Annotated in this window: 27 protein-coding genes; 5 read left to right on the forward strand and 22 right to left on the reverse strand. The window is 50.4% G+C overall.

All coding sequences use genetic code 11. The annotated features are described in order from the left end of the window. The first annotated feature begins 27 nt into the window (after window positions 1-27). Entirely contained in the window at window positions 28-570 is a 543-nt protein-coding gene (locus tag C6Y40_RS18140; RefSeq protein ID WP_105935818.1) for a gluconokinase, read from the forward strand. On the opposite strand, the gene C6Y40_RS18145 is transcribed toward C6Y40_RS18140, so the two are convergent. The 17 genes from C6Y40_RS18145 to yceD form a co-directional block, all read right to left on the reverse strand. After that, window positions 567-1,562 carry a substrate-binding domain-containing protein gene (locus C6Y40_RS18145; protein WP_105935819.1) on the reverse strand — a complete coding sequence of 332 codons (996 nt, stop codon included), beginning with the start codon at window positions 1,560-1,562 and terminating at the stop codon, window positions 567-569. The two genes, C6Y40_RS18140 and C6Y40_RS18145, sit on opposite strands and share 4 nt — an antisense overlap. A 191-nt stretch (window positions 1,563-1,753) precedes the next feature. Further along, complete coding sequence (locus tag C6Y40_RS18150; protein WP_170308530.1) at window positions 1,754-3,217, reverse strand: serine hydrolase domain-containing protein; 1,464 nt, start codon at window positions 3,215-3,217, stop codon at window positions 1,754-1,756. Between the two features lie 55 nt (window positions 3,218-3,272). Beyond that, window positions 3,273-3,797 carry an O-acetyl-ADP-ribose deacetylase gene (locus tag C6Y40_RS18155; protein WP_105935821.1) on the reverse strand — a complete coding sequence of 175 codons (525 nt, stop codon included), beginning with the start codon at window positions 3,795-3,797 and terminating at the stop codon, window positions 3,273-3,275. 13 nt (window positions 3,798-3,810) lie between these two features. Further along, window positions 3,811-4,374, reverse strand: a complete 564-nt coding sequence (locus C6Y40_RS18160; RefSeq protein ID WP_105935822.1) for a pyridoxamine 5'-phosphate oxidase family protein — start codon at window positions 4,372-4,374, stop codon at window positions 3,811-3,813. 5 nt (window positions 4,375-4,379) lie between these two features. Next, a complete protein-coding gene (locus C6Y40_RS18165; RefSeq protein ID WP_105935823.1) occupies window positions 4,380-5,156 on the reverse strand; it encodes a TatD family hydrolase in 777 nt (258 codons plus the stop codon). Window positions 5,157-5,166: 10 nt separating this feature from the next. Further along, window positions 5,167-6,051 (reverse strand): DNA polymerase III subunit delta', encoded by an 885-nt coding sequence (gene holB / locus C6Y40_RS18170; protein ID WP_105935824.1) that lies wholly within the window; start codon window positions 6,049-6,051, stop codon window positions 5,167-5,169. Then, a complete protein-coding gene (tmk, locus tag C6Y40_RS18175) occupies window positions 6,045-6,665 on the reverse strand; it encodes a dTMP kinase (protein ID WP_105935825.1) in 621 nt (206 codons plus the stop codon). The genes holB and tmk overlap by 7 nt, the downstream gene beginning before the upstream one ends. Beyond that, window positions 6,666-7,712 carry an endolytic transglycosylase MltG gene (gene mltG, locus C6Y40_RS18180; protein WP_105935826.1) on the reverse strand — a complete coding sequence of 349 codons (1,047 nt, stop codon included), beginning with the start codon at window positions 7,710-7,712 and terminating at the stop codon, window positions 6,666-6,668. It abuts the gene before it with no gap. After that, complete coding sequence (pabC, locus tag C6Y40_RS18185) at window positions 7,687-8,514, reverse strand: aminodeoxychorismate lyase (protein WP_105935827.1); 828 nt, start codon at window positions 8,512-8,514, stop codon at window positions 7,687-7,689. The genes mltG and pabC overlap by 26 nt, the downstream gene beginning before the upstream one ends. A 147-nt stretch (window positions 8,515-8,661) precedes the next feature. Beyond that, complete coding sequence (fabF, locus tag C6Y40_RS18190; protein ID WP_105935828.1) at window positions 8,662-9,900, reverse strand: beta-ketoacyl-ACP synthase II; 1,239 nt, start codon at window positions 9,898-9,900, stop codon at window positions 8,662-8,664. A 128-nt stretch (window positions 9,901-10,028) separates the two neighbouring features. Next, window positions 10,029-10,268, reverse strand: coding sequence for an acyl carrier protein (gene acpP, locus C6Y40_RS18195; RefSeq protein WP_018981476.1), 240 nt, complete (start codon window positions 10,266-10,268; stop codon window positions 10,029-10,031). 202 nt (window positions 10,269-10,470) lie between these two features. After that, window positions 10,471-11,211 carry a 3-oxoacyl-ACP reductase FabG gene (fabG, locus tag C6Y40_RS18200; protein WP_105935829.1) on the reverse strand — a complete coding sequence of 247 codons (741 nt, stop codon included), beginning with the start codon at window positions 11,209-11,211 and terminating at the stop codon, window positions 10,471-10,473. Window positions 11,212-11,224: 13 nt separating this feature from the next. Next, window positions 11,225-12,160 carry an ACP S-malonyltransferase gene (gene fabD / locus C6Y40_RS18205; RefSeq protein WP_105935830.1) on the reverse strand — a complete coding sequence of 312 codons (936 nt, stop codon included), beginning with the start codon at window positions 12,158-12,160 and terminating at the stop codon, window positions 11,225-11,227. Between the two features lie 63 nt (window positions 12,161-12,223). After that, window positions 12,224-13,189 carry a beta-ketoacyl-ACP synthase III gene (locus C6Y40_RS18210; protein ID WP_105935831.1) on the reverse strand — a complete coding sequence of 322 codons (966 nt, stop codon included), beginning with the start codon at window positions 13,187-13,189 and terminating at the stop codon, window positions 12,224-12,226. Further along, window positions 13,186-14,211 (reverse strand): phosphate acyltransferase PlsX, encoded by a 1,026-nt coding sequence (gene plsX / locus C6Y40_RS18215; RefSeq protein WP_105935832.1) that lies wholly within the window; start codon window positions 14,209-14,211, stop codon window positions 13,186-13,188. Before plsX ends, C6Y40_RS18210 begins: the two co-directional genes overlap by 4 nt. A gap of 18 nt (window positions 14,212-14,229) precedes the next feature. Continuing rightward, complete coding sequence (rpmF, locus tag C6Y40_RS18220; protein ID WP_105935833.1) at window positions 14,230-14,400, reverse strand: 50S ribosomal protein L32; 171 nt, start codon at window positions 14,398-14,400, stop codon at window positions 14,230-14,232. A gap of 3 nt (window positions 14,401-14,403) precedes the next feature. Further along, window positions 14,404-14,931: a 23S rRNA accumulation protein YceD gene (yceD, locus tag C6Y40_RS18225; RefSeq protein ID WP_105935834.1), complete on the reverse strand. Its 528-nt coding sequence runs from the start codon at window positions 14,929-14,931 to the stop codon at window positions 14,404-14,406. Between the two features lie 141 nt (window positions 14,932-15,072). On the opposite strand from yceD, the gene C6Y40_RS18230 reads away from it, so the two are divergent. Continuing rightward, the gene (locus C6Y40_RS18230) at window positions 15,073-15,690 is read left to right on the forward strand and encodes a Maf family protein (protein WP_105935835.1); all 618 of its coding nucleotides are present in this window, start codon (window positions 15,073-15,075) and stop codon (window positions 15,688-15,690) included. Here the strand turns inward: C6Y40_RS18230 and C6Y40_RS18235 are convergent. Together C6Y40_RS18235 and rluC are read right to left on the reverse strand one after the other, a co-directional pair. Continuing rightward, window positions 15,673-16,332 (reverse strand): HAD family hydrolase, encoded by a 660-nt coding sequence (locus C6Y40_RS18235; RefSeq protein WP_105935836.1) that lies wholly within the window; start codon window positions 16,330-16,332, stop codon window positions 15,673-15,675. The two genes, C6Y40_RS18230 and C6Y40_RS18235, sit on opposite strands and share 18 nt — an antisense overlap. A gap of 14 nt (window positions 16,333-16,346) precedes the next feature. Continuing rightward, window positions 16,347-17,333, reverse strand: a complete 987-nt coding sequence (rluC, locus tag C6Y40_RS18240) for a 23S rRNA pseudouridine(955/2504/2580) synthase RluC (protein WP_240622009.1) — start codon at window positions 17,331-17,333, stop codon at window positions 16,347-16,349. A 662-nt stretch (window positions 17,334-17,995) separates the two neighbouring features. Here rluC and rne point away from each other — a divergent pair. Both rne and C6Y40_RS18250 read left to right on the forward strand, forming a co-directional pair. After that, window positions 17,996-21,130: a ribonuclease E gene (gene rne / locus C6Y40_RS18245; protein ID WP_105935838.1), complete on the forward strand. Its 3,135-nt coding sequence runs from the start codon at window positions 17,996-17,998 to the stop codon at window positions 21,128-21,130. Between the two features lie 63 nt (window positions 21,131-21,193). After that, entirely contained in the window at window positions 21,194-22,198 is a 1,005-nt protein-coding gene (locus tag C6Y40_RS18250; RefSeq protein ID WP_170308531.1) for a phosphotransferase, read from the forward strand. A 21-nt stretch (window positions 22,199-22,219) separates the two neighbouring features. On the opposite strand, the gene C6Y40_RS18255 is transcribed toward C6Y40_RS18250, so the two are convergent. The 3 genes from C6Y40_RS18255 to C6Y40_RS18265 form a co-directional block, all read right to left on the reverse strand. Further along, entirely contained in the window at window positions 22,220-23,029 is an 810-nt protein-coding gene (locus C6Y40_RS18255; protein ID WP_105935840.1) for a DODA-type extradiol aromatic ring-opening family dioxygenase, read from the reverse strand. Between the two features lie 8 nt (window positions 23,030-23,037). Further along, window positions 23,038-23,982 (reverse strand): glutathione S-transferase family protein, encoded by a 945-nt coding sequence (locus C6Y40_RS18260; protein ID WP_105935841.1) that lies wholly within the window; start codon window positions 23,980-23,982, stop codon window positions 23,038-23,040. A gap of 62 nt (window positions 23,983-24,044) precedes the next feature. Continuing rightward, window positions 24,045-24,494 carry a DoxX family protein gene (locus C6Y40_RS18265; protein ID WP_105935842.1) on the reverse strand — a complete coding sequence of 150 codons (450 nt, stop codon included), beginning with the start codon at window positions 24,492-24,494 and terminating at the stop codon, window positions 24,045-24,047. Window positions 24,495-24,639: 145 nt separating this feature from the next. Between C6Y40_RS18265 and C6Y40_RS18270 the strand changes: the two genes are divergently transcribed. Continuing rightward, window positions 24,640-25,560 carry a LysR family transcriptional regulator gene (locus C6Y40_RS18270; RefSeq protein ID WP_105935921.1) on the forward strand — a complete coding sequence of 307 codons (921 nt, stop codon included), beginning with the start codon at window positions 24,640-24,642 and terminating at the stop codon, window positions 25,558-25,560. Window positions 25,561-25,565 lie beyond the last annotated feature (5 nt).

The raw sequence follows: 25,565 nt of genomic DNA on the forward strand, positions 1-25,565 counted from the left end.
TTTTTAACAAGAACGCAAGCAGACTCTATGACAGCCCTCGATAATAATCCCGCTCCCTGTTGCATTATAGTAATGGGTGTTAGCGGCAGTGGTAAAAGTACGGTTGGTGAACGTCTCGCGGAGGCTGTCGGCGCCAGGTTTATTGACGGCGATGACCTGCACCCGCTGGCGAATATAGCTAAAATGTCGCGGGGGGAAGCACTCAATGATGAAGACCGTGCGCCCTGGCTAAAACAGATTGCCGCAACTGCCGAACAGCATGTTACGGCGGGTAACACGGTAGTGATTGTTTGTTCAGCACTCAAAAAGCACTATCGGGATATATTTCGTGAGCATATCAGCTGCGTCAGGTTTATTTTTCTGGATGGCCGGTTTGAGCTTATTAAACGCCGGATGGAAGCCCGTCAGGCACACTTTATGAAAGCCGAAATGCTGGCAAGTCAGTTTAATACGCTGGAACGCCCCGCTGCCGACGAACAGGATGTATACACCCTTGATATAGAGTTGCCTATTGAACAGTTGGTTGCTGACATTCAGCGTCATCACCTGTTGCTCACGCCGCCGGATTAACTCAGCGATTCTCCCGCAGTGTAAGAAAAGCCCAGATCAAAAAGCTTGTCAGAGGGTGCTTTGCCGTTGATCACATCAATAAGCAGACGTGCGCTTTTAATCCCGATGGCCTGACGCGGAGTCACTACACTGGTGAGTTTAGGTTGCATGGTAAGGCCAATATCCAGCCCGTTATAACCCATTACAGCAAGATCGTCCGGTACCCGAATGCCTTCATTTTTACAGAACTGCATGGCCCCTACGGCCAAATCATCGTTGGTACAAAATATACCATCCACCCTGTCAAAGGTATCGAGCGCCTGCTGCAGCAATTTCATGCCCTGCGAAAAACTCGACTGAAACGGTGTAGCCACGGTTTGCGGAGTAAGCCCTGCTTCCCACATAGCCTGCTCGTAGCCTTGCTGACGCAGCATGGTTCGTCGGTCCAGCCGGGCTGCCAGATAAACAATGTGCTGTTTATTGCTGGCAATCATCCGGGTTACCGCATTAAAAGCAGCCGCTTTATGATCGAGCCCTACCACCATATCTATTGGGGCTTCCGGTAACTCCATGCACTCCACAACCGGAATGCCCGCCTGCTTTAACATTGTTCGGGTGCGGTCGGTATGTTCGGTTTCGCAAAGGATCATGCCATCCACCTGATAAGACAGCAACATTTCAATCTTGCGTTCTTCTACCTTGGGATCATAGCCTGAATGAGCCAGTAATATGTCGAAAGATTCTGCGTTGGTAATGGTTTCAATGCCATCCACCAAAGCAGAAAACACCTGGTTTGATAAAGATGGGATGACCACACCAATGGTGCGACTCAGCGCTCTGGACATTAACGCCGGCGCGCGGTTATGAATATAGCCGGAATGTTTTACCGCCTGAGCAATTTTTTCGCGCGTGGCGGGAGCTACTTTTTCTGGAGAACGAAAATACCGGGAGACCGTCATTTTGGTAATGCCCAGTTGATCGGCAATATCTTGTAGGGAGGCGCGATTGGTCATAAATGTTAACAGACATAATTGGTCATCGAACACCTATGTTACACGTAACATTTTGTTGTGGGAATACCAATCTTTGGCTTAAGCATTTAAATGCAGTGCGTTAAAACAGTGCATCACCCATATTCAGGTTAGTGCAAAGCCGGTAGGTTTATTACTATACCGGCTTTAAGATAGCGGCCAGAAGCCAGTATTCAGTCTGCTGTGCTGATTTGCCGCAGTCGTGCAGCGCTGTTATCACACCAGTAGCAATTTTCTGCAGGCTTAAGTTCAATGGCCTGGGTAAAAGCCTGCTTTGCCTGTGCATACTGCCCGTTAACAAAATACGCTTCCCCAAGACTGTCCCACAAATTACCGTCATCCCTGAACAGATCGACATTCAGCAGCAACAGGGCTATTGCATCGTTATATCGTTCATTATCCATTAACCGCAAACCGGCACGATTCAGAGTACGCTTGTTATCAATCCTGCTGGCAAACGTTTCCTGCAACACCGCCTTTTTGCGCTCAGGGTTACCGGCTGTGCGCAGCGATAGTCCTGCAATTTGACTGGTGATGCCGGTCTCAAACGCCGGTAACGGTTCCTTTTCAAAAAGGTATTGCTCGATGTAATAAGGCAAGGCCATGGTACTTTCCACCAATGCGTTAGAGGCAAACAGGATAAGTATCTGTTCGTCAGGCAACCAGCGAAAATCAAAGTAGTAAGTACCATTTGAACCATTGTGACCAATAAAAGTAGTTTCCCGTGGGGTTGGCATGACTGCCCAGCCATAACCATAGTGGCTGGTGCCCTCCTCGTTTTCTGCCACATGGGGTTCAAAGAGCTGATCGCGGTATTTTGCAGCCAACACCGAGTCACGCTGCAGCGCCTGTGCCCACAGATACATATCATTCATGGTGGACAGCATGCCGCCATTCCCTTTCAGTGGCCAGGCGATAGCCTCGTCCTCAAAGTACTTATCCCGGGTACTGCCCGTCTCTACTTCGCCAAACAAATAGCCTGCTGCCGCAGGGAGTTGTGCCAGTACCGGATTCAGATAACCAGTATGGTGCATACCGGCTGGCTCAAACAAAGCGTTCTGAAGGTACGCTTCGTAAGACATCCCGCTAACCAGCTCAATGATCCGCGCCAGAATACTGTAACCGGCATTTGAATAGGCATAGCCTTCACCCGGCGCAAAATAAAGTGGTAAAGCAAATAACCGCTTAAAGAACTCGTCGGTAGGAACGTGAGTGAAATCCCTCGCTCCAATACCATTGGCAATACCGGCTGAATGGGTAAGAAGCTGATGCAGGGTGATAGCTTGTTTATCTTCGGGCAGGCTGTTAAAAAACCGGCTAATTGGCATTGCAGTGCTCAGCTTGCCCTGTTGAACAAGATGCATCACTGCCGCGGCGGTAAATTGCTTGGTTACCGAGCCGGTATCAAACAGGGTATCGGCGGTTATAGGTGTACTCCCCTGCCGCTCTGTTTTTCCGTAACCTTTATTTAAACGGAGCTTACCGTCTTCAGCAATTAACACGGCGCCGCTGAAACCGTTGGCCTCAGCCGTCGTTAAATACTTATCAAGCTCATTAAAGTCGGCAGCATCGGTGGCCAACACCATGGGGCTGGTAACTATCGCCAGGGCAAGCAGGACTATTTTGTGTAAACGCATCACCAACTCCGTTTCAGGTGCTTTTAATATAGTCGCAGACGCAGCCCAAAAAGTTTTATTGTTGCTGCTGTTGTTTAATCGTCTGCCACTGAGAAACAAAACAGTCGTATAGTGTCTGGTCGAAGAGGTAAAAATCAATCTTAAGTGCGGATGCAAATTGTAAACAAGCGTTAATAGCCACGCTCGCCGCTTCCTTATGAGGGTAGCCATAAACACCACAGGATATAGCCGGGAAAGCCACCGATTGGCAGCCGTTGTGAACAGCCAGCCGGCAACTTTGCTGATAGGCACTAGCCAGAGTTTGGGCGGGATGTGGATCCTGATGGTAGATAGGCCCTACCGTATGAATAACAAATTTAGCCGGTAGGTTACCCGCTGGCGTTATTCGCGCTTCTCCCGGTGGACAGCGCACGCCATCTTTTACCGCTACCGCCTGGCAGGCTTTTAACAGCTCAGGTCCTGCAGCCCGGTGAATGGCACCATCAACGCCTCCGCCACCCAGCATGGCCGGGTTAGCCGCGTTAACGATAGCGTCGGTGGTTGCACTGGTGATATCACCCAACACAAAGCGAATAGCCATAAGCGTTTACCGTTCAGGGAATAAGCTCTTTACTATGCCACTGCCCCTGGTGTTTTTCAAAACACTGCCGCTGCTGCGGGTTACCACGCAGATTAAGGTAGTCCACACTTTCTACCAGTAGGGTTAGCACGCAGAAATGATCGGGCAAGACATCCGTATTGGCACTGTGATCAATCAGAGACTTTTTCGGCGCTGTGCGCTCGCTGCCGGGTTCGCCCCATAAAAACTGTTGCCGGGCCGCCACTGACAAACGATCCCAATGTTGCAGGCATAACGCGCTGTCATCGTTCGGCGTATCCACCCTGCAGCTTACCGTCATTCGGTATTGTTCACGGGTTTTGGCGAAATACCAACAAACGGCCGCGTGAGGGTTGCCCTTAAGCTCAGCAACTTTCTTGTTGCGGGTGTCGGTAACCACCCACATCAGGGACTGGTTCTCATCTACCCCGCGACACACCACAGTGCGATTGTGCGGCAGGCCGCTGCTATCAACCGTCGCCAGCTGAAAATAGCGGCTTTCCGGCATATCCCGGGTTTTATCGAGACTTTTTAACAGTAACGCGCTCCAGTCAGACATGGCGTTTAACTATTCGGCTTAATGCCAGAGAACAGGCGATAAAAATTCGCTGTTGTGGCTTTTGCCAGCTCATCCACACTGATACCGCGAAGTTCAGCAATAAATTCGGCAACTTCTACCACATAGCCGGGCTGATTGGGTTTACCGCGGTGGGGCACCGGCGCCAGCCAGGGAGAATCGGTTTCAATTAGTAACCGCTCAAGCGGAATAGCCTTAGTAACTGCCTGTAATTCTTCCGCAGACTTAAAAGTAACAATGCCGGAAATGGAGATATAAAAGCCCATTTTCATGGCCGCCTCGGCCATGGGTAAATCTTCGGTAAAGCAATGCAGCACACCAATAGTGTGATCGGCTTTGTACTGCTTTAACAGCGCGATGGTATCCTCGCGGGCATCGCGGGTATGAATGATCAACGGCTTGTTGGTTTCATTAGCCACTTTGATATGGTCGATAAACGACTGGATCTGCACCTCACGGGTATCTTCGCTGTAATAGTAATCCAGTCCGGTTTCGCCAATCGCAATCACCTTATCGCTACTGGCCGCTGTCAGTAAGGTGTCGTAATCGCAGGCATCTTCCTGATGCAAGGGATGCACGCCACAGGACACCGAGACATCATCAAAATGACTGACCGTACTGAGCATCTGCGGGTAATCTTTTACCGATACTGATACACAGAGGAAATGCTCTACCCCGCGCTGGCGGGCAAAAGCCAGCGTTTGCGCCAACTCTTCGGTATTTTGTTTCAGGCGGTCGAGATGACAATGAGAATCTACAAACAAAAAAGCCTCCTTAGGCTTGTTTTAGTAATGAAAAAATCTGACTCAGCAGCAGCACTTTATTAACGCCAGGATGACGCACCCGGACAGCATAAGCGATACAGTGCTGATAACGCTGCAAGTCTTCTTTACGCTGTGTTTTGCAGTATTGATCATGATAATACCGCTGGCACCAGTAAATCACCTGTTCTGCGTGGTCCTGCCACTTCGACGCCACTTCCGTCACATCCTGGTTATTACCCAGCAAGCCTTCCAGACCGGTCAGAAAATCACGGTAACTTAGCGCACTCTCGTCGGTTAACGCCCGGGCAACCCGAAGTGGCGCATTTCCGTAAGCGTTAAGTAGCGCCTGATCAACCTCATCATGGCCCTGGCCTGCCAGCCAGTTAAGACTTTGCTCTGCGGATGGAGTGGCAATAACGTGCTTTTCACAGCGGCTTAAAATAGTCGGTAATAATCCGGCCACCCGGTGGGTTAATAACAACAGGTAAGTGTTGTCGGTGGGCTCTTCCAGCGTTTTAAGTAAAGCATTTGAGGCCGCTTCGGTCATCCGCTCGGCCGCGGGAATGATCAACACTTTATGACGGCCAATCTGCGCCGTGGTATTTAACTTACCAATAGCTTCACGGATGGCATCAACGCCCAGCTGTTTATCGCTTTCCAGCACATAACGGTCGGGATGGGTGCCTGCCTCAATCAGTTTGCAACTCTGGCATTCACCGCAGGGGCCGTCACTCCTCGGGTGCAAACACAGTACTGCCTGCATCAGGGCATCGGCCAACTCACGCTTGCCCACGCCCTGCGGGCCACTCAGCAATATGCCATGGTGCAGTGTACTGGCCCCAAAGCGCTGTACCAACTGCTGATATCGCTCGGCTAACCAGGGTAACGCTAGCATGAAAGATACTGCTCCAGCGTGCGTTGAACATCCCGATGCACATCGGCCATAGGTTGCATGGCATCAATGGTGATGATGCTGCTATCGGCCGCAGCCAGTTGCAGATAACGGGCCCGGGTACGCTCAAAAAAGCCCAGGCCGGCTAACTCAATGCGATCCAGCTCACCACGCCCGCGGGCACGTTCTAAGCCCACAGCAGGCTCAACATCCAGATACAGAGTGAGGTCGGGTTTAAACCCTTTTAACGTAATGTCACTGAGCGCAGACAGCGTGGCTTGTGCAATTTCGCGGCCGCCACCCTGATAGGCCTGCGAGGACAAATCGTGACGATCGCCAATCACCCAACTGCCTGCATCCATAGCCGGTTTGATCACGTTAGCCAACAGTTGCGCCCGCGCGGCATACATCAACATCAACTCGGTTTCCTCAACCACATTTTCCTGCCAGTTTTGCTTAACGCAGTTGCGAATGGCCTCGGCCATGGGCGTGCCGCCGGGTTCCCGGGTTGTCACGGTAGTAAAGCCTTTTGACTTAACCGCTTGCTCTACCAGTGCAATCACTGAACTCTTGCCGGCCCCTTCAAGGCCTTCAACGACGATAAACTTACCTGACATCTATGGTTGTCCGTCCTTTCGGTTTAGCTGGAACTCTCGTACCGCTTGGTTATGTTCTTCTAATGTATTGGAAAACTGGTGGCTGCCATCACCACGAGCCACAAAATAGAGCTCCGACGTCAGTGCCGGCTGCAAAGCTGCATCAATGGCAACCCGGCCAATCATAGCAATAGGGCCTGGCGGTAACCCTTTATGTACATAAGTATTGTAAGGCGTATCTTCGCGTAAATGCTTGCGGGTCAGATTTCCGTCGAACCGTTCGCCGAGGCCGTAAATGACCGTTGGATCGGTTTGCAACCGCATGTTCTGCTCAAGCCGATTAACAAATACTCCGGCAATACGGGCCCGCTCCGATGCAAGCGCCGTTTCTTTTTCGATAATCGACGCCATGGTTAACACCTCCACCGGTGCCTCATAGGGTAAGCCTGGCTCGCGTTTAGCCCAGTTCTCCAGCAGGTACTCCTGCATGGCATCAGACGCACGTTCAAGAATCTCACTGGCTGGGGTCTGATTGGTAAAGTGATAGGTATCCGCCAACAGCAGGCCTTCAAGACTATGTAATGGCTCAGCGCTGTAGGGCTGCCATTGTGCAATAAGGCGCTGAACAAGCGCCTCCTCATTATCAGTGAGGTCAGCCTTAAGACGCGGATGTGCTTTAAGCGTTGTCAGCCATTGCTGGTAGGTTTGCCCTTCAATCAGGCTGATATCAAACTGTACTTCCTCGCCATGGGAAAGTAGTTCAAAAGCCCCCGCCAGTGTTAATGGCGGCTCAAAGGCATAGGTACCGGCCAGAATAGGCTGGCCACCATAAACCAGCTTGAGCCACAGCCGGGCTGCCAGCGTAGGCATGGGCAGCCATCCTTGCTGTTCAAAGCGCATCAGCGTTTCAATGGCGCCCTGGCCTGGCGGCAGGGTAAATAACTGGCGTTGCTCGATATTCAGCGGCTTAGCAAACTGCTGATGCAACCAGCCCATGGTTGCCATAGCTGCGCCTACTACAATGATTAATCCTAAGGCCAGTTTACGCAGCACCGTATTCTCCCACATAAGCCTGTGCCAGTGACTTGTGGAGCGACAGTACCGGCGCAATGGCAAGTTCACGTTTAGACTCACCTAAGGTGAGGGTTTTCACCGGAACGATTTGCATCAGCGCATTGGATAAAAACATGGCATCAACGTGGGCTATCTCTGTTAACTGCTGTTCGATAATGTGAATATCCGGGCAATTATCGAGAATAAATTGCCGCATAACGCCATTAACGCCAGCCAACGCAAGCGATGAGGTAAACCACTGCCCGCCAACCAGCCAGAATAGGTTTGCAGCACTGGCTTCAATAATATTTTGTTCGGTGTCGGTTACTATCGCATCGTCGAAATCTGTATGAGCCAACGCCTGTTTAATGAAAATCTGCTCTAAACGATTGGCATGCTTTAATCCGGCCAGTAAAGGCTGTCTGGCTAAAGAGACCGGCACAGTCCCTACGTGAATGCCCTGTTGTTGCCAGCTTTGATAAACAGCAGGCACGTCATGCCAGCTTACAGCAACGTTTATGTTTGGCTCTGCCAGACGCGCATACCCACGACCGCCCTGCCCGGCACCAATTAACACCTTTAGCACACCCTCATTTCGCTCTGGTAAGGCGGCCGCAATCACCTGACGAATGACTTCGGCTTCAACCGTTAAGCCAAGGGCCTGGCTGTCATTTACCAGTCGATTAATGTGGCGATTCAGCAGGGCAACCTTACCATCCGACACGTGCATAGTGGTAAACGTACCGTCACCATAATTGGCCAGCCGATCATTGAGGGCAAATTGTTTGAGTGGAGCCAGTCCATTGGGATCAGTCATACAGCGCGTTCGGCAGTCACCTGGTTAGTCAGTTTCAGACGGGTATTGTATCAGCAATTCTGTTAATACCAAGTCGCGACCAATGATGATCACGACTGCAAAGAAAAAGGGAGCACCAGGCTCCCTTTTGTGTCTATCAACGTCGGCTTATGGGCGCTTGAAAATCAAGCTGCCATTGGTGCCACCAAAGCCGAAGGAGTTACACAGTGCATATTCTTCCTCAAAGGCTTTGGCTTTGTGCGGAACAAAGTCCAGATCGCACCCTTCACCCGGTTCGTCCAGGTTAATAGTGGGCGGAGCCAGTTTGTCGCGCAGGGCCAGAATTGTGAAAATCGCCTCAACCGAACCGGCAGCACCCAGTAAGTGACCAGTCATGGACTTCGTTGAGCTAACCAGCACTTTATGCGCATGATCACCAAAGACGCTCTTCACCGCTGACACTTCGGCAATATCACCGGCCGGCGTTGACGTGCCGTGGGCGTTGATATAACCAATCAGAGACGGATCGATTTTGGCATCGTTGATGGCATTTACCATCGACGCCGCAGCGCCTTCGCCATTCTCTGGTGGCGAGGTCATATGGTACGCATCGCCGCTCATGCCAAAGCCTACCAGCTCCGCATATATGGTCGCGCCGCGTGCTTTGGCCGCTTCGTATTCCTCGAGCATTACCACACCGGCGCCTTCGCCCATAACGAAACCGTCACGGTCCTTGTCCCACGGGCGACTGGCCTGTTGCGGCGAATCGTTGCGTGAAGACAGTGCACGAGCAGAGGCAAAACCAGCCATACCCAATGGCGTAATAGACGCTTCAGCACCACCGGCAAGCATGGCATCCGCATCGCCATAAGCGATAGTCCGGGCCGCTACACCAATGTTGTGTACACCTGTGGTACAGGCAGTCACAATATTCAGGTTAGGTCCTTTCAGCCCTGCCATGATCGACAGAAATCCGGAAATCATATTGGTAATGGTGGAAGGCACAAAGAACGGCGATACCCGACGAGGGCCGCTGTTAACCAGCTTGGAGTGGTTTTCTTCAATAAGCTCCAGACCGCCAATACCTGAACCAATGGCAATGCCCACGCGAGACGCGTTTTCAGGCGTAACCTCAAAACCCGAGTCTTGTAATGCCTGCTTGCCCGCGGCAATACCCAACTGGATAAAGCGGTCCATTTTCTTGGTTTCTTTTTTATCGATATAGTCTTGCGGATCAAAATCATTGATTTGACCGGCAAACCGGGTGGAATAGTTACTGCAATCAAAATGGGTAATGTCGCCAATCCCGCTTTCGCCAGCCAGAATTCGGCGCCAGGTTTTATCGGTAGACAAACCTAAAGGGGACAGCGTACCCAAGCCAGTAACCACTACGCGACGTTTTGTCACAGAATGTCCTCGCATTGGAACTAATCAGATACCCAACGGTAAACACTACAAAGTGCACGTTGAGCTATAACAATACATACAAAAACGGCTCTGTTACAGAGCCGTTTTTCACTATCTAAAAAAGAAGCTTACGCGTCTTTGTTAGCGTTGATGTAGTCAATTGCAGACTGAACAGTAGTGATTTTCTCTGCTTCTTCGTCTGGAATTTCAGTGTCGAATTCTTCTTCCAACGCCATGACTAACTCAACAGTGTCAAGTGAATCAGCGCCCAGATCATCAACAAAAGATGCTTCGGATTTTACTTCTTCTTCTTTAACACCAAGCTGCTCAACGATGATTTTTTTTACGCGCTCTTCAATGTTACTCATAATTCTAGGTTTCCCTTAACGTCACTAGATACAAAAATTGTCACTAGTTTATTTTGCAATATTATCGCTTGCAAGCGACCAGCTAGAACAATCTATCTGGTCAAACCAGCAACCAACCAAGTTTAATCAACAAGATTTTAACATTCAAGGCTTTCTCTGTCTGTGTGTCAATGCAAAACTGCAAAAAATCACACAAATCGAGTTAGCCCATGTACATCCCACCATTTACATGGATTGTCTCACCAGAGATATACGCCGCACCGTCGCTCACCAGGAACGCAACCGTTGCAGCAACTTCTTCTGGCTGACCCAAACGATTCGCCGGAATATCTTTGAAAATGGCTTCACGCTGTTCGTCACTTAAGGCTTTGGTCATATCGGTATCGATAAAGCCTGGTGCAACAACGTTTACCGTAATGCCTCGAGAAGCGACTTCGCGAGCCAGTGATTTAGAAAAACCAATGACACCGGCTTTCGCCGCCGCGTAGTTCGCTTGTCCGGCATTACCCGAACTACCCACTACAGAACCCACATTCACAATGCGGCCGCAGCGTTTCTTCATCATTCCACGCAAAACAGCTTTTGACAATGAAAAGATAGCGGTCAGGTTAGTATCGATAATCGCCTGCCACTCTTCATCTTTCATTCTCATTAGCAGATTATCACGTGTGATACCTGCATTATTGATCAAGATCTCAACCGCGCCAAATTCCTCGTTGATGGCTTTAATCAGCGCATCCACGGCACCTTCTTCGGTGACATTCAGCTTCATACCTTTGCCGCCGGAGGCCGCCAGGTATTCGGTAATAGCATCGGCTCCGCCTTCGCTGGTAGCTGTACCAATGACGGTAGCGCCCTGCGCAGCCAATTGTGTTGCTATCGCTTTACCAATACCACGACTGGCACCGGTGACCAGGGCAATTTTACCTTGTAAATCGCTCATTTGAAAAAGATTCCTATTCTTCTGCCTGCCAACTTGCCACCGTCTCCGGGGTGTTAACAGCAATATAGCTTACAGATTTGACAATTCGTTTACCGAGTCCGGTAAGCACTTTACCCGGACCAACTTCGATAATGGTATCAATCCCTTCTGCGGCCAGAAACTCCACGGTTTTGGTCCACTGCACCGGGCAGTACAACTGACGAACCAGTGCGCTGCGAATGCCCGCCGGATCTGACTCAACCGCCACATCAACGTTATTAACCACTTTCACTGTAGGCTCGGCAATCGCGATGGTTTCCAGCTTATCGTCAAGATGATCGGCTGCCGGACGCATTAACTCACAGTGAGAAGGAACACTCACCGCCAGTGGTAATGCACGCTTGGCACCGGCCTCTTTACAGGCGTTAGCGGCCTGTTCTGCAGCGTTCTTTTCGCCAGCAATCACTACCTGACCCGGCGAATTATAGTTAACCGGTGATACCACGTCGCCGGTGGCCACTGCGGTATCATGACAAATTTCAGCAATGCTATCGTCATCCAGGCCAATAATGGCGTACATGGCGCCTGCACCTGCCGGAACTGCCTGTTGCATAAACTCACCACGAGCTTCAACCAGCTTTACGGCTTCAGCGAAATCCAAAACACCAGCACACACCAGCGCGGAGTATTCACCGAGGCTGTGACCGGCCATATATTCCGGTGCAATGCCCTGCTCTGCCAGCAAACGATAAATAGCCACGCTGGCCGTAAGCAATGCCGGCTGCGTTACCTGGGTTTCGTTTAACTTACTGTCGGGGTCGTTTTGTACCACGTCCCACAAATCATAACCCAGCGCTTCAGAGGCTTGCGCAAAGGTATCGAGAATAGACGGATGAACGTCGGCCAGCTCTTTGAGCATGCCAACCGCTTGAGAGCCCTGTCCAGGGAACACACAGGCGATACGAGTCATAAAGCATCCTTATAATTGTTCTAATTCAGGTGAGCCGGGCTAACCTGCTCACCATGGCATTTGTTAATACCTAACTAAAGCAGAAGCCCAGGCAAAACCACCGCCGAATGCTTCCAGCAATAAATGTTGACCACGCTTGATTCGGCCATCGCGAATGGCTTCGTCGAGCGCTGTTGGCACGGTTGCCGCTGACGTATTACCGTATCTTTCCAGTGTCAGCACAACCTGATCCAGCGACATATCCAGCTTTTTGGCTGTCGCTTTAATAATTCTGAAGTTGGCCTGGTGTGGTACCAACCAATCTAAATCACTCTTTTGCATATTATTGGCAGACAGTGTTTGCTCAACAATTTCCGACAGCTTGGTCACTGCGACCTTGAAGACTTCATTGCCTTTCATTGTGCCCCAGTTTTCATGAATGGAATCCGGGTTTGATTTATCCGGGTTACCAATTTTCAGCAGATCACTGTATGAGCCGGCCGCATTAATATGCGTAGACAAAATGCCCGGCTCGTCGCTGGCTTCAATAATGGTAGCGCCAGCAGCATCACCAAATAAGATAACCATGGTGCGATCGGCTGGATCAATATGCCGGCTAAGGCAATCGGTACCCACTACTAATACCCGCTTTGCCATACCGCTTTTCACGTATTGGTCGGCAACGCTCAGCGCATAGCAATAACCGGCACAAGCCGCTGCTACGTCAAAAGCCGGGATATTATCGATGTTGAGGATATTTTGAATTTCGCAGGCAGTGCTGGGTAAGGCATGACGACCTGAAGTGGTCGCACAAACAATCATGTCGATAGAAGTCACATCAATACCGGCCGCTTCAATGGCTTTCTTGCTGGCTTCTGCGCCCATGGTTGCAGCGGTCTCATCCGGACCAATAATTCTGCGTTCTTTAATGCCGGTTCGGTCCGTGATCCATTCGTCACTGGTGTCCACCATCAACTCTAAATCGGCATTGGTACGTACGTCGCTAGGATAATAGCTACCCGTACCTATTATACGAGAGTATTTGCTCAAAGTTGCTCCAATAAAACGGTTTCTATTTTACTTTTTATTTTTTCAGGCACTTTCATCTCAGCTTCTTGCTTGGCCTGCAATATGGCGTAATAAAACGCTTCTGCCGAGGCATTGCCGTGACTCTTGATAACAATGCCGCGCAATCCTAACAGACTGGCACCATTATACTGGTCGGGGTTCACACGATTGTAAACTGTTTTTAGTAAGGGTAAGGCAATTCGCGCCATCATGCGGCTGAAAAAGTTTGCCTGTGATTGCCGTTTTACTTCATTAATAACGAGTTTTGCCAGGCCCTCGCAGGATTTCAGTGCGATGTTACCAGTAAACCCGTCGGTCACTACCACATCGGCGTAGTCGGTGAAAATATCGTCACCCTCTACATAACCAATATAGTTAATACCTTTGGCATTTTTGAACAACTGATCGGCGTATTTAACCTGGGCATTGCCCTTGATATCTTCCTCGCCCACATTCAGTAATGCCACCCGTGGTGACTCAATGCCACTGATTTGCTCGGCCAGTACCGATGCCATAACACCGTATTGGAACAGTATTTCAGAGGTGCAATTTACATTTGCGCCCAAATCGAGCAAAAAAACGCGATGATGACTAGCGGTGGGCATATCTGAAACCAGCGCGGGGCGGTCGATGCCTGGTAACGTTTTAAGTAGGTAAAACGCCATGGTCAACAGCGCACCGGTATTACCCGCACTTACGCACGCATCTGCCTCACCGGATTCAACCAGTTGCAGCGCTTTCCACATGGAAGATTGTTTTTTATTGCGTAATGCCGAGGTCGGTGGCTCACCCATTTCAACGATTTGCTCGCAATGATGCACTATGGCGCGTTGACGTTGCTGTTCGGTGAGGGATTCCAGAGCGGGAAGTATAACGTTCTCATCACCACACAAAATAAACTGTGCATCGGTAATGGACTGAATAGCTTTTTGGACGGCGGAAAGAATAACAGGGGGACCATGATCGCCCCCCATGATATCTAACGCAATGGTTAGTTTAGACAAAATGTCGGCACCAGTAACTTAGTTACCGATGACTTTTTTGCCTTTGTAGTAACCATCAGCGGTCACGTGGTGACGGCGGTGTGTTTCACCCGACGTTGCATCGACAGACAAAGTCTCGCCTGTCAACGCATCGTGTGAACGACGCATGCCGCGCTTACTACGCGTTTTACGATTTTGTTGTACTGCCATAACTTACTCCTGGTCTCGCTTAAGTTCTTTCAAAACCGCGAAAGGGTTTGGTTGCTTCTGTTCCGGTTCAATCTCACCAAACTGCATATCGTCACTGGTGATTGTACAATCTTCCTCTGCATGAAAGGGCACAATCGGTAACGACAAAATCAGCTCGTCTTCAAATAATTGAAGAAGATTGACTTCTCCATGGTCGCCGACCTCTACCGGATCATAGGCTTCGGGTAATGCTTCTGCGGCTTGTTGTCCCTGCACCGGACTAAAACAAAAATCGACATGAAGCGGACAATCAAATGCCTCATTACACCGTTGACAGAGTAAAACTACTGCGGTGTCCAGAGTACCATGAAAAACAGTAAGACCCTGCGCGTCTTTTTCGAACTGTACTTTCACTTCAACCCATTCGTCACTGCTGACGACGGAACCCATTAGCCTTGCCATGTCTATGGTCGCGATAACTCCCTCATAATCTGAGCGTTTTAGCGCGCTTTTGACCGGTTCGACTTGGTGCGGTAATTTCACTTTCTGCATAGGGCGCGCATAATATAGCGTCAGCCCTTTACTGTCAAAGGATTAATCGTTTTTTTACCATTGTGACAAAATCCGCTAAACTCTTTGGCGTTTCCCTTATTATAAAGGGGTAAGTTAAGCGACGACAGAATTATAATAACTATGACTTCACCACGAATTATCCTGGCTTCTTCATCCAACTACCGCAAAGCTCAACTTGCCAATATCGGCTTCCAGGTTCCCGGTATCAGCCCAAACATAGATGAAACCGCTAACCCTGGTGAGGCTCCTCAGGATTTGGCTTGCCGTTTGTCACTGGAAAAAGCCCGGGCGGTGGCTGCTAATTACCCCGATGCGGTGATCATTGGTGGCGACCAGGTTGCCACCGTTACCGATAAAACCGGCCATGTCCACATACTTGGTAAACCCGGCACGCTGGATAAAGCCATCGAACAGCTCGAGCTGTGTTCAGGCAATAAAGTGCGCTTTATCACGGCGCTTAGCCTGGTTCATCAGGCACAGCAGCGCGAACAAACCCGGTTTGAGGATGTGTACGTCACCTTTTCTGAATTATCGGATTCGGTTATTGAGCGCTACCTGTTAAAAGAGCAACCCTACGACTGTGCCGGTAGCTTTAAAGCCGAAGGGGCCGGTGTATTGTTGTTCGACCGCATCGAGTCCCGGGACCCTAACACCCTGATTGGCCTGCCGGTTATGCTACTGCGCGACATGCTGGCCGACTGGCACATTAACCTGCTCGATTTAACCCTGCGTCATTAACAGGTCGTGCAACTCAGCAATGGAATGTACAATGGCTTTGGGGTGATGTTTGGCTAAGTTCACTGGTGCGTGCACCCCGTAGCTTACTCCCACTCTGTCCATGCCAATAGCCTGTGCCATTTGCATGTCGTAGGTGGTATCACCAATCATCAGCGCCTGCCCGGCAGACAAACCGCGCTCTTCAAGCAACTGCAACAGCATGTCCGGGGAAGGTTTGGAGTCTGCCTCATCGGCGCAGCGGGACGTTGTGAAGAAATGACCAGTACCGGTTTGTTCCCAGGCCCGGTTGAGTCCGCGCCGGGCTTTACCGGTAGCTACCGCCAGCACATTGCCAGCATCCTTAAGGTCAGTCAGCATATCGGTTACCCCATCAAACAGCGGGCAAGGCGTGGTATCTGCACCAAGGTACACTTCCTTATACGCCAGGGTTAAACGCTCGGCCAGCTCGTCATCATCAATATTGAATAACTGCTTAATGGCAGGCTTTAAACTGATGCCGATAATATGGCTGACAGCTTCTGCTGAAGGGATAGCAACCTCACAACGTGCGGCTGCCTTTCGCATACAGCTAACAATTTTCGCCGCTGAGTCCATCAGCGTGCCATCCCAGTCAAAGATGATCAGTTTGTACTGCTTGGTCATAACTTCCTGCACTCTTATACTTTTTTAAGCGTGTTAACGGCCTGGGTTAATTGCTCATCATAGGGCGCATTAAAGGTCACCATCTCTTCAGTTTTCGGATGCATCAGCCGTAAGCTGGAAGCATGTAAAAACAAACGATTGAGCCCTATGCGTTTCATTTGCTTGTCGAATTCCGCATCACCGTACTTATCATCACAGGCAATGGGATGGCCGGCATGTAAACAATGTACGCGGATCTGGTGGGTCCGGCCGGTAATTGGTGAAGCCTCAACTAACGTAGCATTTTCGAACGACTGTAAAATTCGATAGCGGGTTTCTGAAGGTTTGCCCTGCTCAGACACGCTTACCAGCCGCTCACCAGACTGCAAAATGTTCTTTTGCAATGGCGCCTTCACTTTAAAGCGGTTTTGTGGCCACTGTCCGGCTACCAGCGCATGATAACGTTTGTCCATCTGGCTGTTACGTAACTGCTCATGCATATGGCGTAACGCCGAGCGCTTTTTGGCCACCAGAATACAACCCGACGTATCGCGGTCGAGCCGGTGAACCAGCTCCATAAACTTCGCTTCCGGGCGCAATGCTCTGAGCCCTTCAATCAAACCAAAGCTCAAACCACTGCCACCGTGCACTGCCAACCCGGAAGGTTTGTTAAACACAATGATATGTGAGTCTTCAAACAGGATGTGCTGTTCCAGACTGGCAATCTTTTCCAGTTTAGGGGATGGCAATTCAGGGGTTTCACTCACCCTTACAGGCGGAACCCGAATCAAATCTCCTGCGACCAGTTTATATTCCGGCTTTACCCGTTTTTTATTCACCCGCACTTCGCCTTTGCGCAAAATACGATAAATAAGGCTCTTTGGGACGCCTTTTAAAAAGGTACGCAGAAAATTATCAATGCGTTGCCCGTCTAAGTCTGGTTCGACTTCAACAAATTGAACCTGAGATGTGGGGGAATTCTTGTCTGGTGATGTCACGGGCATTGTGTCGGCTGATTTCATAGGCGGCGATTCTAACGTATTTCGTCTGCACATTCACTTAACTCGAACGCCGATTAATCGAAAACTACATCATGAGCAGTTGTTTAACCCGGCATTTTGTTCAGAAAACGACGTCCGGCTGAGTTAATTGCTCCCTAATTACGCGTATGGCTTGCCTATTTCAACCCTTTGGTGCGATAATCAAACTGTTTTAACCGAAACGACACCGAAAGGTTCTCGTCAGACTCGTTGTTAAAATAACGTTAAACTAAAAAGTTAAACAACCGGTCGCAGAGTCTGTATTACTACCAAACTACCCCATTGCGGAATTATCAATTGAGTAGGAAATACAACGTGCGTTGATGAACAATCACGTAGCTGAAAACTTGCGACAATGGCAAAAATAATGTGCCGTTTAGTTATACAGAATTGAATTGACATAGTTCACTGACCCGCGAAGTTCAGGTTGGTGAACAGATACAGAAAACTTGTACAGGGCCGTCGTTCCCGACACCCAATAAAGACAGAAACGCTTTTTTGAAGAAGTAAAAAGCGTATAGAATCAAGGGTAATACGACAATACAACAAGATCCCTGCCCAACGTGAGGTTGCGCGGTGAGGTTTTGCACAGTCACTTTAATTGTGTATCTGAACGGCTGTAAGCAATAACAGAGTTAGATACAATGAAAAGAATGCTAATCAATGCAACTCAGCAAGAAGAGTTGCGGGTTGCCCTGGTAGACGGGCAACGCTTGTATGATTTGGATATAGAAAGTCCCGGGCACGAGCAAAAGAAAGCGAATATCTACAAAGGTAAAATTACCCGTGTAGAACCCAGCTTAGAAGCTGCCTTTGTTGACTACGGCGCCGAACGCCACGGTTTCCTTCCTCTCAAAGAAATTGCCCGCACTTATTTCCCGAAAAACTACAAGCTCGAAGGTCGTCCGAATATCAAGGACGTCATCAAGGAAGGCCAGGAAGTTATCGTTCAAATCGATAAGGAAGAACGCGGCCAGAAAGGCGCAGCGTTAACCACTTTCCTATCGCTGGCAGGTAGTTACCTGGTATTAATGCCAAACAATCCTCGTGCAGGGGGAATTTCCCGCCGTATCGAAGGTGACGAGCGTACCGATCTGAAAGCCGCATTGTCGAAACTGGACCTGCCTGATGGCATGGGTCTGATTGTTCGTACCGCGGGGGTTGGTAAATCCTACGAAGAACTGGATTGGGATTTACGCGTGCTGCTGACGCACTGGGAAGCGGTTTCCAAAGTCGCCGAAGAACGCCCTGCTCCATTCCTTATCCACCAGGAAAGTAACGTCATTGTGCGTGCGATCCGTGACTATTTACGTCGCGACGTGGGTGAAATCCTGATTGATAAACAGCGTGTATACGAGCAGGCTTTACAGCACATTGAGCTGGTTCGTCCTGATTTTGCTAACCGCGTTAAATTGTATAAAGGCGATGTACCATTATTCAGTCATTACCAGATTGAAAGCCAGATAGAATCAGCCTTCGAACGCGAAGTACGTCTGCCTTCAGGTGGATCAATTGTTATTGACCCAACCGAAGCACTTACCTCCATCGATATCAACTCTGCCCGTGCAACCAAAGGCGGCGACATTGAGGAAACCGCACTCAATACCAACCTGGAAGCCGCCGACGAAATTGCCCGCCAGTTACGTCTGCGCGACCTGGGTGGTCTGGTGGTTATCGACTTTATTGATATGACGCCGGTGAAGCACCAGCGTGAAGTTGAAAACCGCATGAAAGACGCCGTGCGTCCTGATCGTGCGCGTGTTCAGTTGGGTCGTATTTCCCGCTTTGGCTTGCTTGAGATGTCTCGTCAGCGTCTGCGCCCGTCACTGGGTGAATCAGCGCATAACGTATGCCCACGTTGTTCTGGTCATGGCACTATTCGTGGCACTGAGTCATTAGCGCTGTCTATCCTGCGAATTCTTGAAGAAGAAAGTATCAAGGATAACACTGGCCAGATTGAAGCCCAGCTGCCGGTACCGGTAGCCACCTATCTGCTCAACGAAAAACGTAAAGCAGTGCAGAACATCGAAAAGCGTCATAACGTTAGCCTGATCATTATTCCAAACCCGAATCTTGATACGCCTCATTACCAAATCGTTCGCCACCGCGCAGACGATGTAGTATCTGACGCCAGCTACAATATCAGCCTGGCTGAAGTAGAAACCAAGGAAGCCTCACCGGGCGTTACCGCGCCGGTTAAGCGCGAAGAGCCGGCATTACAAGGATTGATTGCGCCAACCCAGGCGCCGGTAGTACCGCCTAAGGCTGAAGAGAAGCCCGTTGACCAGAAAACCGGCCTGCTGGCAGGGCTTGGCAAATGGTTATCCGGCTTATTCTCCAGTGAAGAAGAACAAGTCGAAGAGAAGCCTAGGCCAAAAGCCAAGCCGCGCAATAACAACCAGAACGGCCGTCGTCGCAATAATAATGACAGACGTCGTAATAACCGTTCTGGTAATAAAAACCGTCGCAACGATAACGAAGAGAAGTCGACTGATAACACCAGTGAACAATCTTCTGACAACAGCAATAATAAGCGCCAGGACAAGCCGAAGCAGACCCGCGGTCGTAACCGTTCGCGCAACAGAACACAAACGGATAAAGCCGATAAAGCTAACGATGAAGTGGCTGACAAAGCAGTACAAAGCGACATCGAAACGACTGAAAAGCCGGCCCGTAAAAAGCCAGCCAGAGAGCGTCGTCAGCGTCGCGAGTTGAAAGGCAGTGTGCGTGCGGAAGGCGGTACCGACAAGCATCCGGTGCAAACCAAAGCGACTCAGGAAAAAGCTGAGCAGAAAGCAGCCGAAGCAGCTAAAGCTGACGCCGACAAGTCCGCAACTGAAGCGCCAGTTAGCCAAACTGAAGCGCCTGTAAAAGAGACTGTTACCCAGTCTCCAGCCAGCGTAGAAGAGAAAGCTCAGGCACCTCAGGCGCCGGTACAAAGCGAACAGTCGGAAGCCGAAACGGTGGAAGCGACTCAGCAACCGGCAGAAGGTCAGGATGATGCTAACCAGCAGGATGATGACGATAAAGCACGCGCTGAAAAAGGCTCGCGCAGCCGCAGTCGCCGCTCACCTCGCCATGCCCGTGCAGCTGGCCAGCGTCGTAAGAAAGAAAAGTCAGAGGATGAAACTCAGGCTCAGCCAGCTCAGCAGGATGAACTGCAGTTTGATGCACCAGAACCTGCCGAGACTGCCGCGACTGATAATGAAACCGTAGCAGCAACAGAAGCGCCGGAATCGACTGCGAATGAAGAACCAAAGCAGGTCGAAATTAACCTGGAAGCCGAAACGCAGAGCACGACCAGCGCTGAAGAAGCCCCGGCAGAGCAAGCGTCTGAAGAACCAGCGCCAGCTGAGCCGCAAACCCCTGCCGCAACGGAAGAAGTGCAGCAGCAAACTGCGCCTGAAGCCGCTGAACCGGTTGCCACTGAAGCACCTGAAAACCAGGCTGAAGACACTGCCGCTGAAGAAAAAGCGCCAGAGCCAGAGGCAAAACCGGTGCCGGTAGAAGCCGAAGCAGAGCCTGTAGCAGAGACTATACCAGCAAACACTGCTCCGGCAGCGCCTGCTAAAGTGGCTATGGCCAGCAGTTTAGGTAAATTTACCGCTTCTCACCCAATGACTAACCCACCTCAGGTGGCAGCGTCAACGGAAGAGATCACCATTATCAGCAGAGACGACGATCAGCGTCCTGCCCTGTCGGTATCTGGTCGCCTGGCAACAATGGCAAATGCTAATGCCATAGCATCAGCGCCGACGACCCGTCCAGCCAGCGTGTAATACGGTAACATTATTCAAAAGGCCAGCCATGCTGGCCTTTTTTGTTTATGTGGTAGCATGATTATGAATACACCATCGTCTTTACCCTTACCCTGGCTACAAAGCCTGCTGCAGGACCCACAGTTGAGTCAGTTTGAACTGGTGCAGTCACTGTGGAGTGATTTTGGTCAGCTGCTGCGCTGTTACTCGCCCGCTCGCCAGGCCAGCGTGATCATCAAGCTGATTTCCCAGCCTGCCACGTTCCGCCACCCGCGGGGCTGGAGTAGCCAGCAAAGCCTTGAGCGTAAATGGCGCTCCTATGAGATAGAGCAATATTTCTATACGCATTACGCGCCCCTCTTTGCAGATTACGGGCACCTTGCCCGGTTGATAGCCTCAGACGCAGTAAGCAACGAGTCAGGTACGCGGCTGGCACTGGTACTCAGTGACTTAAATACTGCGGGGTTTGAAGGGAGACATCAGCAACTAAGCGCCGATGCCTGTAAACCTGTTCTTGCCTGGCTAGCCGCCTTTCATGGCCGCTTTATTCATCAGTCGCCGTCCGGTTTATGGTCCCAGGGCAGTTACTGGCATTTGGCTACCCGTCCCGACGAGTTCAGCAAAATGGCAGCTGGCCCGCTTAAACAGTTTGCCCCGGCCTTTGATAAAACGCTGCAACAGTGCCCCTATCGCACGCTAATCCACGGTGATGCGAAAGTGGCGAATTTTTGTTTCAGTGCTGACGATCAGACTGTCGCAGCCGTCGATTTTCAATATGTGGGAGGCGGTATCGGCGTTCAGGATGTGGCATATTTTCTGGGCAGCGTGTTGTCTGAGCAAGACCTGCTTAACCATACTAAAGACTATCTTGATTATTACTTCAGGGAATTACGCAGCGCTTTAAGCAAGCAACTGGCGCCAGAGGAATGTGAAGCCGTGTGCAACAGCTGGCGCCAACTCTACTGCGTGGCTAATGCCGACTTTCACCGCTTTTTAGCGGGTTGGAGCCCTGAGCATTTTAAAATTAACCGGATGTTACAACAGCAAACTGAACAGGCTATTGCGCTGGTATCTGCCAGGCCGCAATAGATTGCGACCTGGCTGGCGATTTTAAGCAGGATTAAACCAGCCAAAGGTGCCGGCCTGCTTGTTAAGCACTACAACCGAATCGGTCAGATCGGCGGCGCGTCCCGCAGCGCCATAACACACATGCAGTGGTATCAGATGTTCTTCCCGCGGGTGACAGAATCGCGCTCCCGGCGCTTGCTCCCAATTCTTTAGCTTTTCCTGACGCTCAGTTTCACTGACCGACGTGCTGGACAACACATCTTTAAGCCAGTCTTCAAAACCCTGATTCATGGCGCGGCTCTGAGGCGTATCGGCGGCAAAAAACGCCCGCATATTATGAAACGAAAAGCCTGAGCCCAGGATAAGCAGATCATCATAATCCAGATTAGCCAGTGCTTCACCGATGCGAATATGCGCGGCCGCGTCCAGGGTATTGACCAGAGACAGCTGAACACAAGGGACATCGGCGTCCGGATACATGATTTTAAGCGGCACAAATACCCCGTGATCAAGTCCGCGCTTAGCATCCTCGGCAACGTCAATGCCACTCGCCCGAATCGCCTGAGCTACTTTACCGGCCAACTCAGGCTCGCCTGCACAGGGATATTTAATAGCGTAACTTTCCGGCGGGAAGCCGTAATAATCATAAATCAGTTCTGGCGCCGGATTCGTAGTCACCGTTGCCACCGATTCCTCCCAGTGCGCACTGATAATAAGGATGGCTTTTGGCCGACGAATGGTGCCTGCCAGCTGCGCCAGATGCTCGGTTAATGCACGATGGCCGGGGTCGCCCAGTAACGGCATCGGACCGCCGCCATGGGAAATAAATAAGGCTTGTTGTGATGCCTGCATAACACCTCCTAAAATTGTGGGCCACGCGGCACTATCCCGCCGGGATTCAACATTTTAATAGAGTAATAACCGGCTTTGATGTGGTCTATATTCACCGTATCAGCAATACCGTCAAGGGCCCAGATCCGATGCATATGAGCATTAAGATAAGGAAATTCCCTGATCAATTGGCGGTTACATTTAAACAAACCGTAGTAAGCGGCATCAAATCGCACCAGGGTGACAAACAACCTGATGTCGGTTTCGGTCAGAACATCGCCGAAAACATAGCCTCGACCGTCGGCCAGTCTGGCTTCGAGCTTATCCAGTGTGCTAAATACGTTATCAAAAGCCTCATTATAAGCGGCCTGACTGGACGCAAAGCCGGCCTGATAGACGCCGTTATTCAGCTTGTGGTAAATCTCTTCATTCAGCTCGTCAATTTCATCAGCCAGGTCTGCCGGGTAGAGATCCGGACCGGTATTGACCAGTTCATTAAAGGCCGAATTCAGCATCCGCAGGATATCTGCAGACTCATTATTAACAATCGTTTGCTTCTGCTTATCCCACAGCACGGGTACCGTTGCCCGGCCGGTAAAATCCGGCGCTACCTGGGTATAAATCTGGTGCATGTAGGTTGCCTGATTGAGTTTATCATTGGTACTCCCCGGATAACCGCCAAACTGCCAGCCCTGGTCGCTTAAACGCGGATTCACCACGCTTACAGTGATTAGATCTGTCAGGCCTTTTAGCGCACGCACTGCTAACGCACGTGATGCCCAAGGGCAAATATAGGCAACATAAAGATGATAGCGGCCCGCTTCGGCTTTAAAGCCCCCCTCGCCGGTGGGACCGGGCGAACCATCTGGCGTTATCCAATGCCGAAAGGATGAAACCTGACGAATAAAACGCCCGTCCTTGTCTTTTTTCTGTACGGGTTGCCAGTCGGCATCCCATTTTCCATTCACTAACATTCTGTCTCCTCCTGTACAGCTTGCCAGGACAAGCCTGGCAGCTATTACTGTGGGTGCTGTGTTTACTTGGTTGTCAGAGCGCGGGCTATCACATTATCGACTGCCAGACGTCCGGCACCAGTAATTGCCAGCGAAACGGTGACTGCAAACAGTACCAGTGCGTATTCATAACCACCGTTAGATAAAAACAAACCGTTTGGGATATGTGCACTGAAGATGGCAATCAGCATAGTGAATGCACTGACTGCGGCGGCAGGACGGGTCAGTAAACCCAGCGCCAGGGCCAGACCACCAAAGAACTCTGCACTGCCTGCCAACAAGGCCATCAGGAAACCCGGCTCCAGTCCCAGGCTCGCCATGTACTGTCCGGTGCCTTCAAGGCCATAGCCGCCAAACCAGGCAAATAACTTTTGTGCACCGTGGGCCGCCAGCGTAAGACCAACCGGAACCCGTAAAATGAATGCTGCGATACCGGCATCTGAACTGACTAACTTAGTAATTAATACTTTCATAATAAATCTCTCTCATCAAAGTAGGTGAATGTGGAAACAACCCTGTGTTGTTCCGACTCGATGGTGATACTTTACTATCCACATATTGATTTATTAAGAGGGTTAAAATAGAGTAACTATCAACATTTTATTGATAATTAAAATTATGGACAGATTAGATGCAATGCGGGCATTTGTGATGGTGGCTCGCAGCGGTTCATTTAGTGCAGCGGCAGATAAGCTCGACAAGTCACCCCAGCTGATCAGTAAGTACGTCTCGCAACTTGAAGCTCATCTGTCTACGCGTCTGCTCAACCGTACCACCCGTAAGGTGCACCTGACCGAAGCCGGCCAGCAATATCTGCCCAGAGCCAGTCAGGTACTTGATGAAATAGACGCCATGGAAAATCAGCTGGGCGACTTACAGCATAAAGCTCACGGTTTATTACGCATCAGTGCGCCGGTAGCGTTCTCTACCCGCCATCTGGCGCCGCTTATTAATCAGTATCAACAACAGTACCCCGATGTGGATGTAGACCTGCACCTGAACGATCGAAAAGTGGATATTGTTGAAGAAGGCTTTGATGTGGCGCTGCGAATTGGTCACCTGAAAAATTCTTCGCTGATCGCCAAACGCCTGACTAACATTAATCTGGTGATGTGCGCCGCACCGGAGTATCTGGCCAGATATGGGGAGCCAAAAACCATGGAAGATCTGATTGAACACAATTATCTGCGCTACAGCTTACTGGATAACGACAACAGCCCGGCCGCCCATCAGTGTTTAAATCAGCGCCCTCATCGCAGCCTTGGTACGGTGAGCTGTAATCATGGTGAGTTTTTATGTCAGTCGGCAGCGTTAGGTCAGGGAATCGTTTTGCAGCCCACGTTTATTTGCTTTGAAGAAGTAAATGCCGGCCGACTCAGACTCATTATGCGTGACAACGAGCCCGAGCCGCTGCATTTATATGCGGTGTATGCGCACCGGCAGTTGCTGGCCAGCAAGGTCAGAGCCTTTATAAACTTTGCTGCCGATTTTTATGGCGACACGCCCTATTGGGATAGCTGCCTGACCACAAACCAATAAACCAG

It is taken from the genome of Marisediminitalea alba (genome assembly GCF_002993365.1).
GTDB classification, from domain to species: domain Bacteria; phylum Pseudomonadota; class Gammaproteobacteria; order Enterobacterales; family Alteromonadaceae; genus Alteromonas; species Alteromonas alba.

Coding starts and splice junctions, on each gene's coding strand:
- rne (WP_105935838.1), top strand. CDS start 17,996: ATGAAAAGAATGCTAATCAATGCAACTCAGCAAGAAGAGTTGCGGGTT.
- fabG (WP_105935829.1), bottom strand. CDS start 11,211: ATGAGCGATTTACAAGGTAAAATTGCCCTGGTCACCGGTGCCAGTCGT.
- C6Y40_RS18260 (WP_105935841.1), bottom strand. CDS start 23,982: ATGTTAGTGAATGGAAAATGGGATGCCGACTGGCAACCCGTACAGAAA.
- C6Y40_RS18160 (WP_105935822.1), bottom strand. CDS start 4,374: ATGTCTGACTGGAGCGCGTTACTGTTAAAAAGTCTCGATAAAACCCGG.
- C6Y40_RS18145 (WP_105935819.1), bottom strand. CDS start 1,562: ATGACCAATCGCGCCTCCCTACAAGATATTGCCGATCAACTGGGCATT.
- C6Y40_RS18270 (WP_105935921.1), top strand. CDS start 24,640: ATGGACAGATTAGATGCAATGCGGGCATTTGTGATGGTGGCTCGCAGC.
- rpmF (WP_105935833.1), bottom strand. CDS start 14,400: ATGGCAGTACAACAAAATCGTAAAACGCGTAGTAAGCGCGGCATGCGT.
- tmk (WP_105935825.1), bottom strand. CDS start 6,665: ATGTCAGGTAAGTTTATCGTCGTTGAAGGCCTTGAAGGGGCCGGCAAG.
- C6Y40_RS18235 (WP_105935836.1), bottom strand. CDS start 16,332: ATGACCAAGCAGTACAAACTGATCATCTTTGACTGGGATGGCACGCTG.
- C6Y40_RS18255 (WP_105935840.1), bottom strand. CDS start 23,029: ATGCAGGCATCACAACAAGCCTTATTTATTTCCCATGGCGGCGGTCCG.
- yceD (WP_105935834.1), bottom strand. CDS start 14,931: ATGCAGAAAGTGAAATTACCGCACCAAGTCGAACCGGTCAAAAGCGCG.
- C6Y40_RS18150 (WP_170308530.1), bottom strand. CDS start 3,217: ATGCGTTTACACAAAATAGTCCTGCTTGCCCTGGCGATAGTTACCAGC.
- pabC (WP_105935827.1), bottom strand. CDS start 8,514: ATGACTGATCCCAATGGACTGGCTCCACTCAAACAATTTGCCCTCAAT.
- C6Y40_RS18155 (WP_105935821.1), bottom strand. CDS start 3,797: ATGGCTATTCGCTTTGTGTTGGGTGATATCACCAGTGCAACCACCGAC.
- acpP (WP_018981476.1), bottom strand. CDS start 10,268: ATGAGTAACATTGAAGAGCGCGTAAAAAAAATCATCGTTGAGCAGCTT.
- rluC (WP_240622009.1), bottom strand. CDS start 17,333: ATGAAATCAGCCGACACAATGCCCGTGACATCACCAGACAAGAATTCC.
- C6Y40_RS18140 (WP_105935818.1), top strand. CDS start 28: ATGACAGCCCTCGATAATAATCCCGCTCCCTGTTGCATTATAGTAATG.
- holB (WP_105935824.1), bottom strand. CDS start 6,051: ATGCTAGCGTTACCCTGGTTAGCCGAGCGATATCAGCAGTTGGTACAG.
- mltG (WP_105935826.1), bottom strand. CDS start 7,712: ATGTGGGAGAATACGGTGCTGCGTAAACTGGCCTTAGGATTAATCATT.
- C6Y40_RS18250 (WP_170308531.1), top strand. CDS start 21,194: ATGAATACACCATCGTCTTTACCCTTACCCTGGCTACAAAGCCTGCTG.
- fabD (WP_105935830.1), bottom strand. CDS start 12,160: ATGACTCGTATCGCCTGTGTGTTCCCTGGACAGGGCTCTCAAGCGGTT.
- C6Y40_RS18265 (WP_105935842.1), bottom strand. CDS start 24,494: ATGAAAGTATTAATTACTAAGTTAGTCAGTTCAGATGCCGGTATCGCA.
- C6Y40_RS18230 (WP_105935835.1), top strand. CDS start 15,073: ATGACTTCACCACGAATTATCCTGGCTTCTTCATCCAACTACCGCAAA.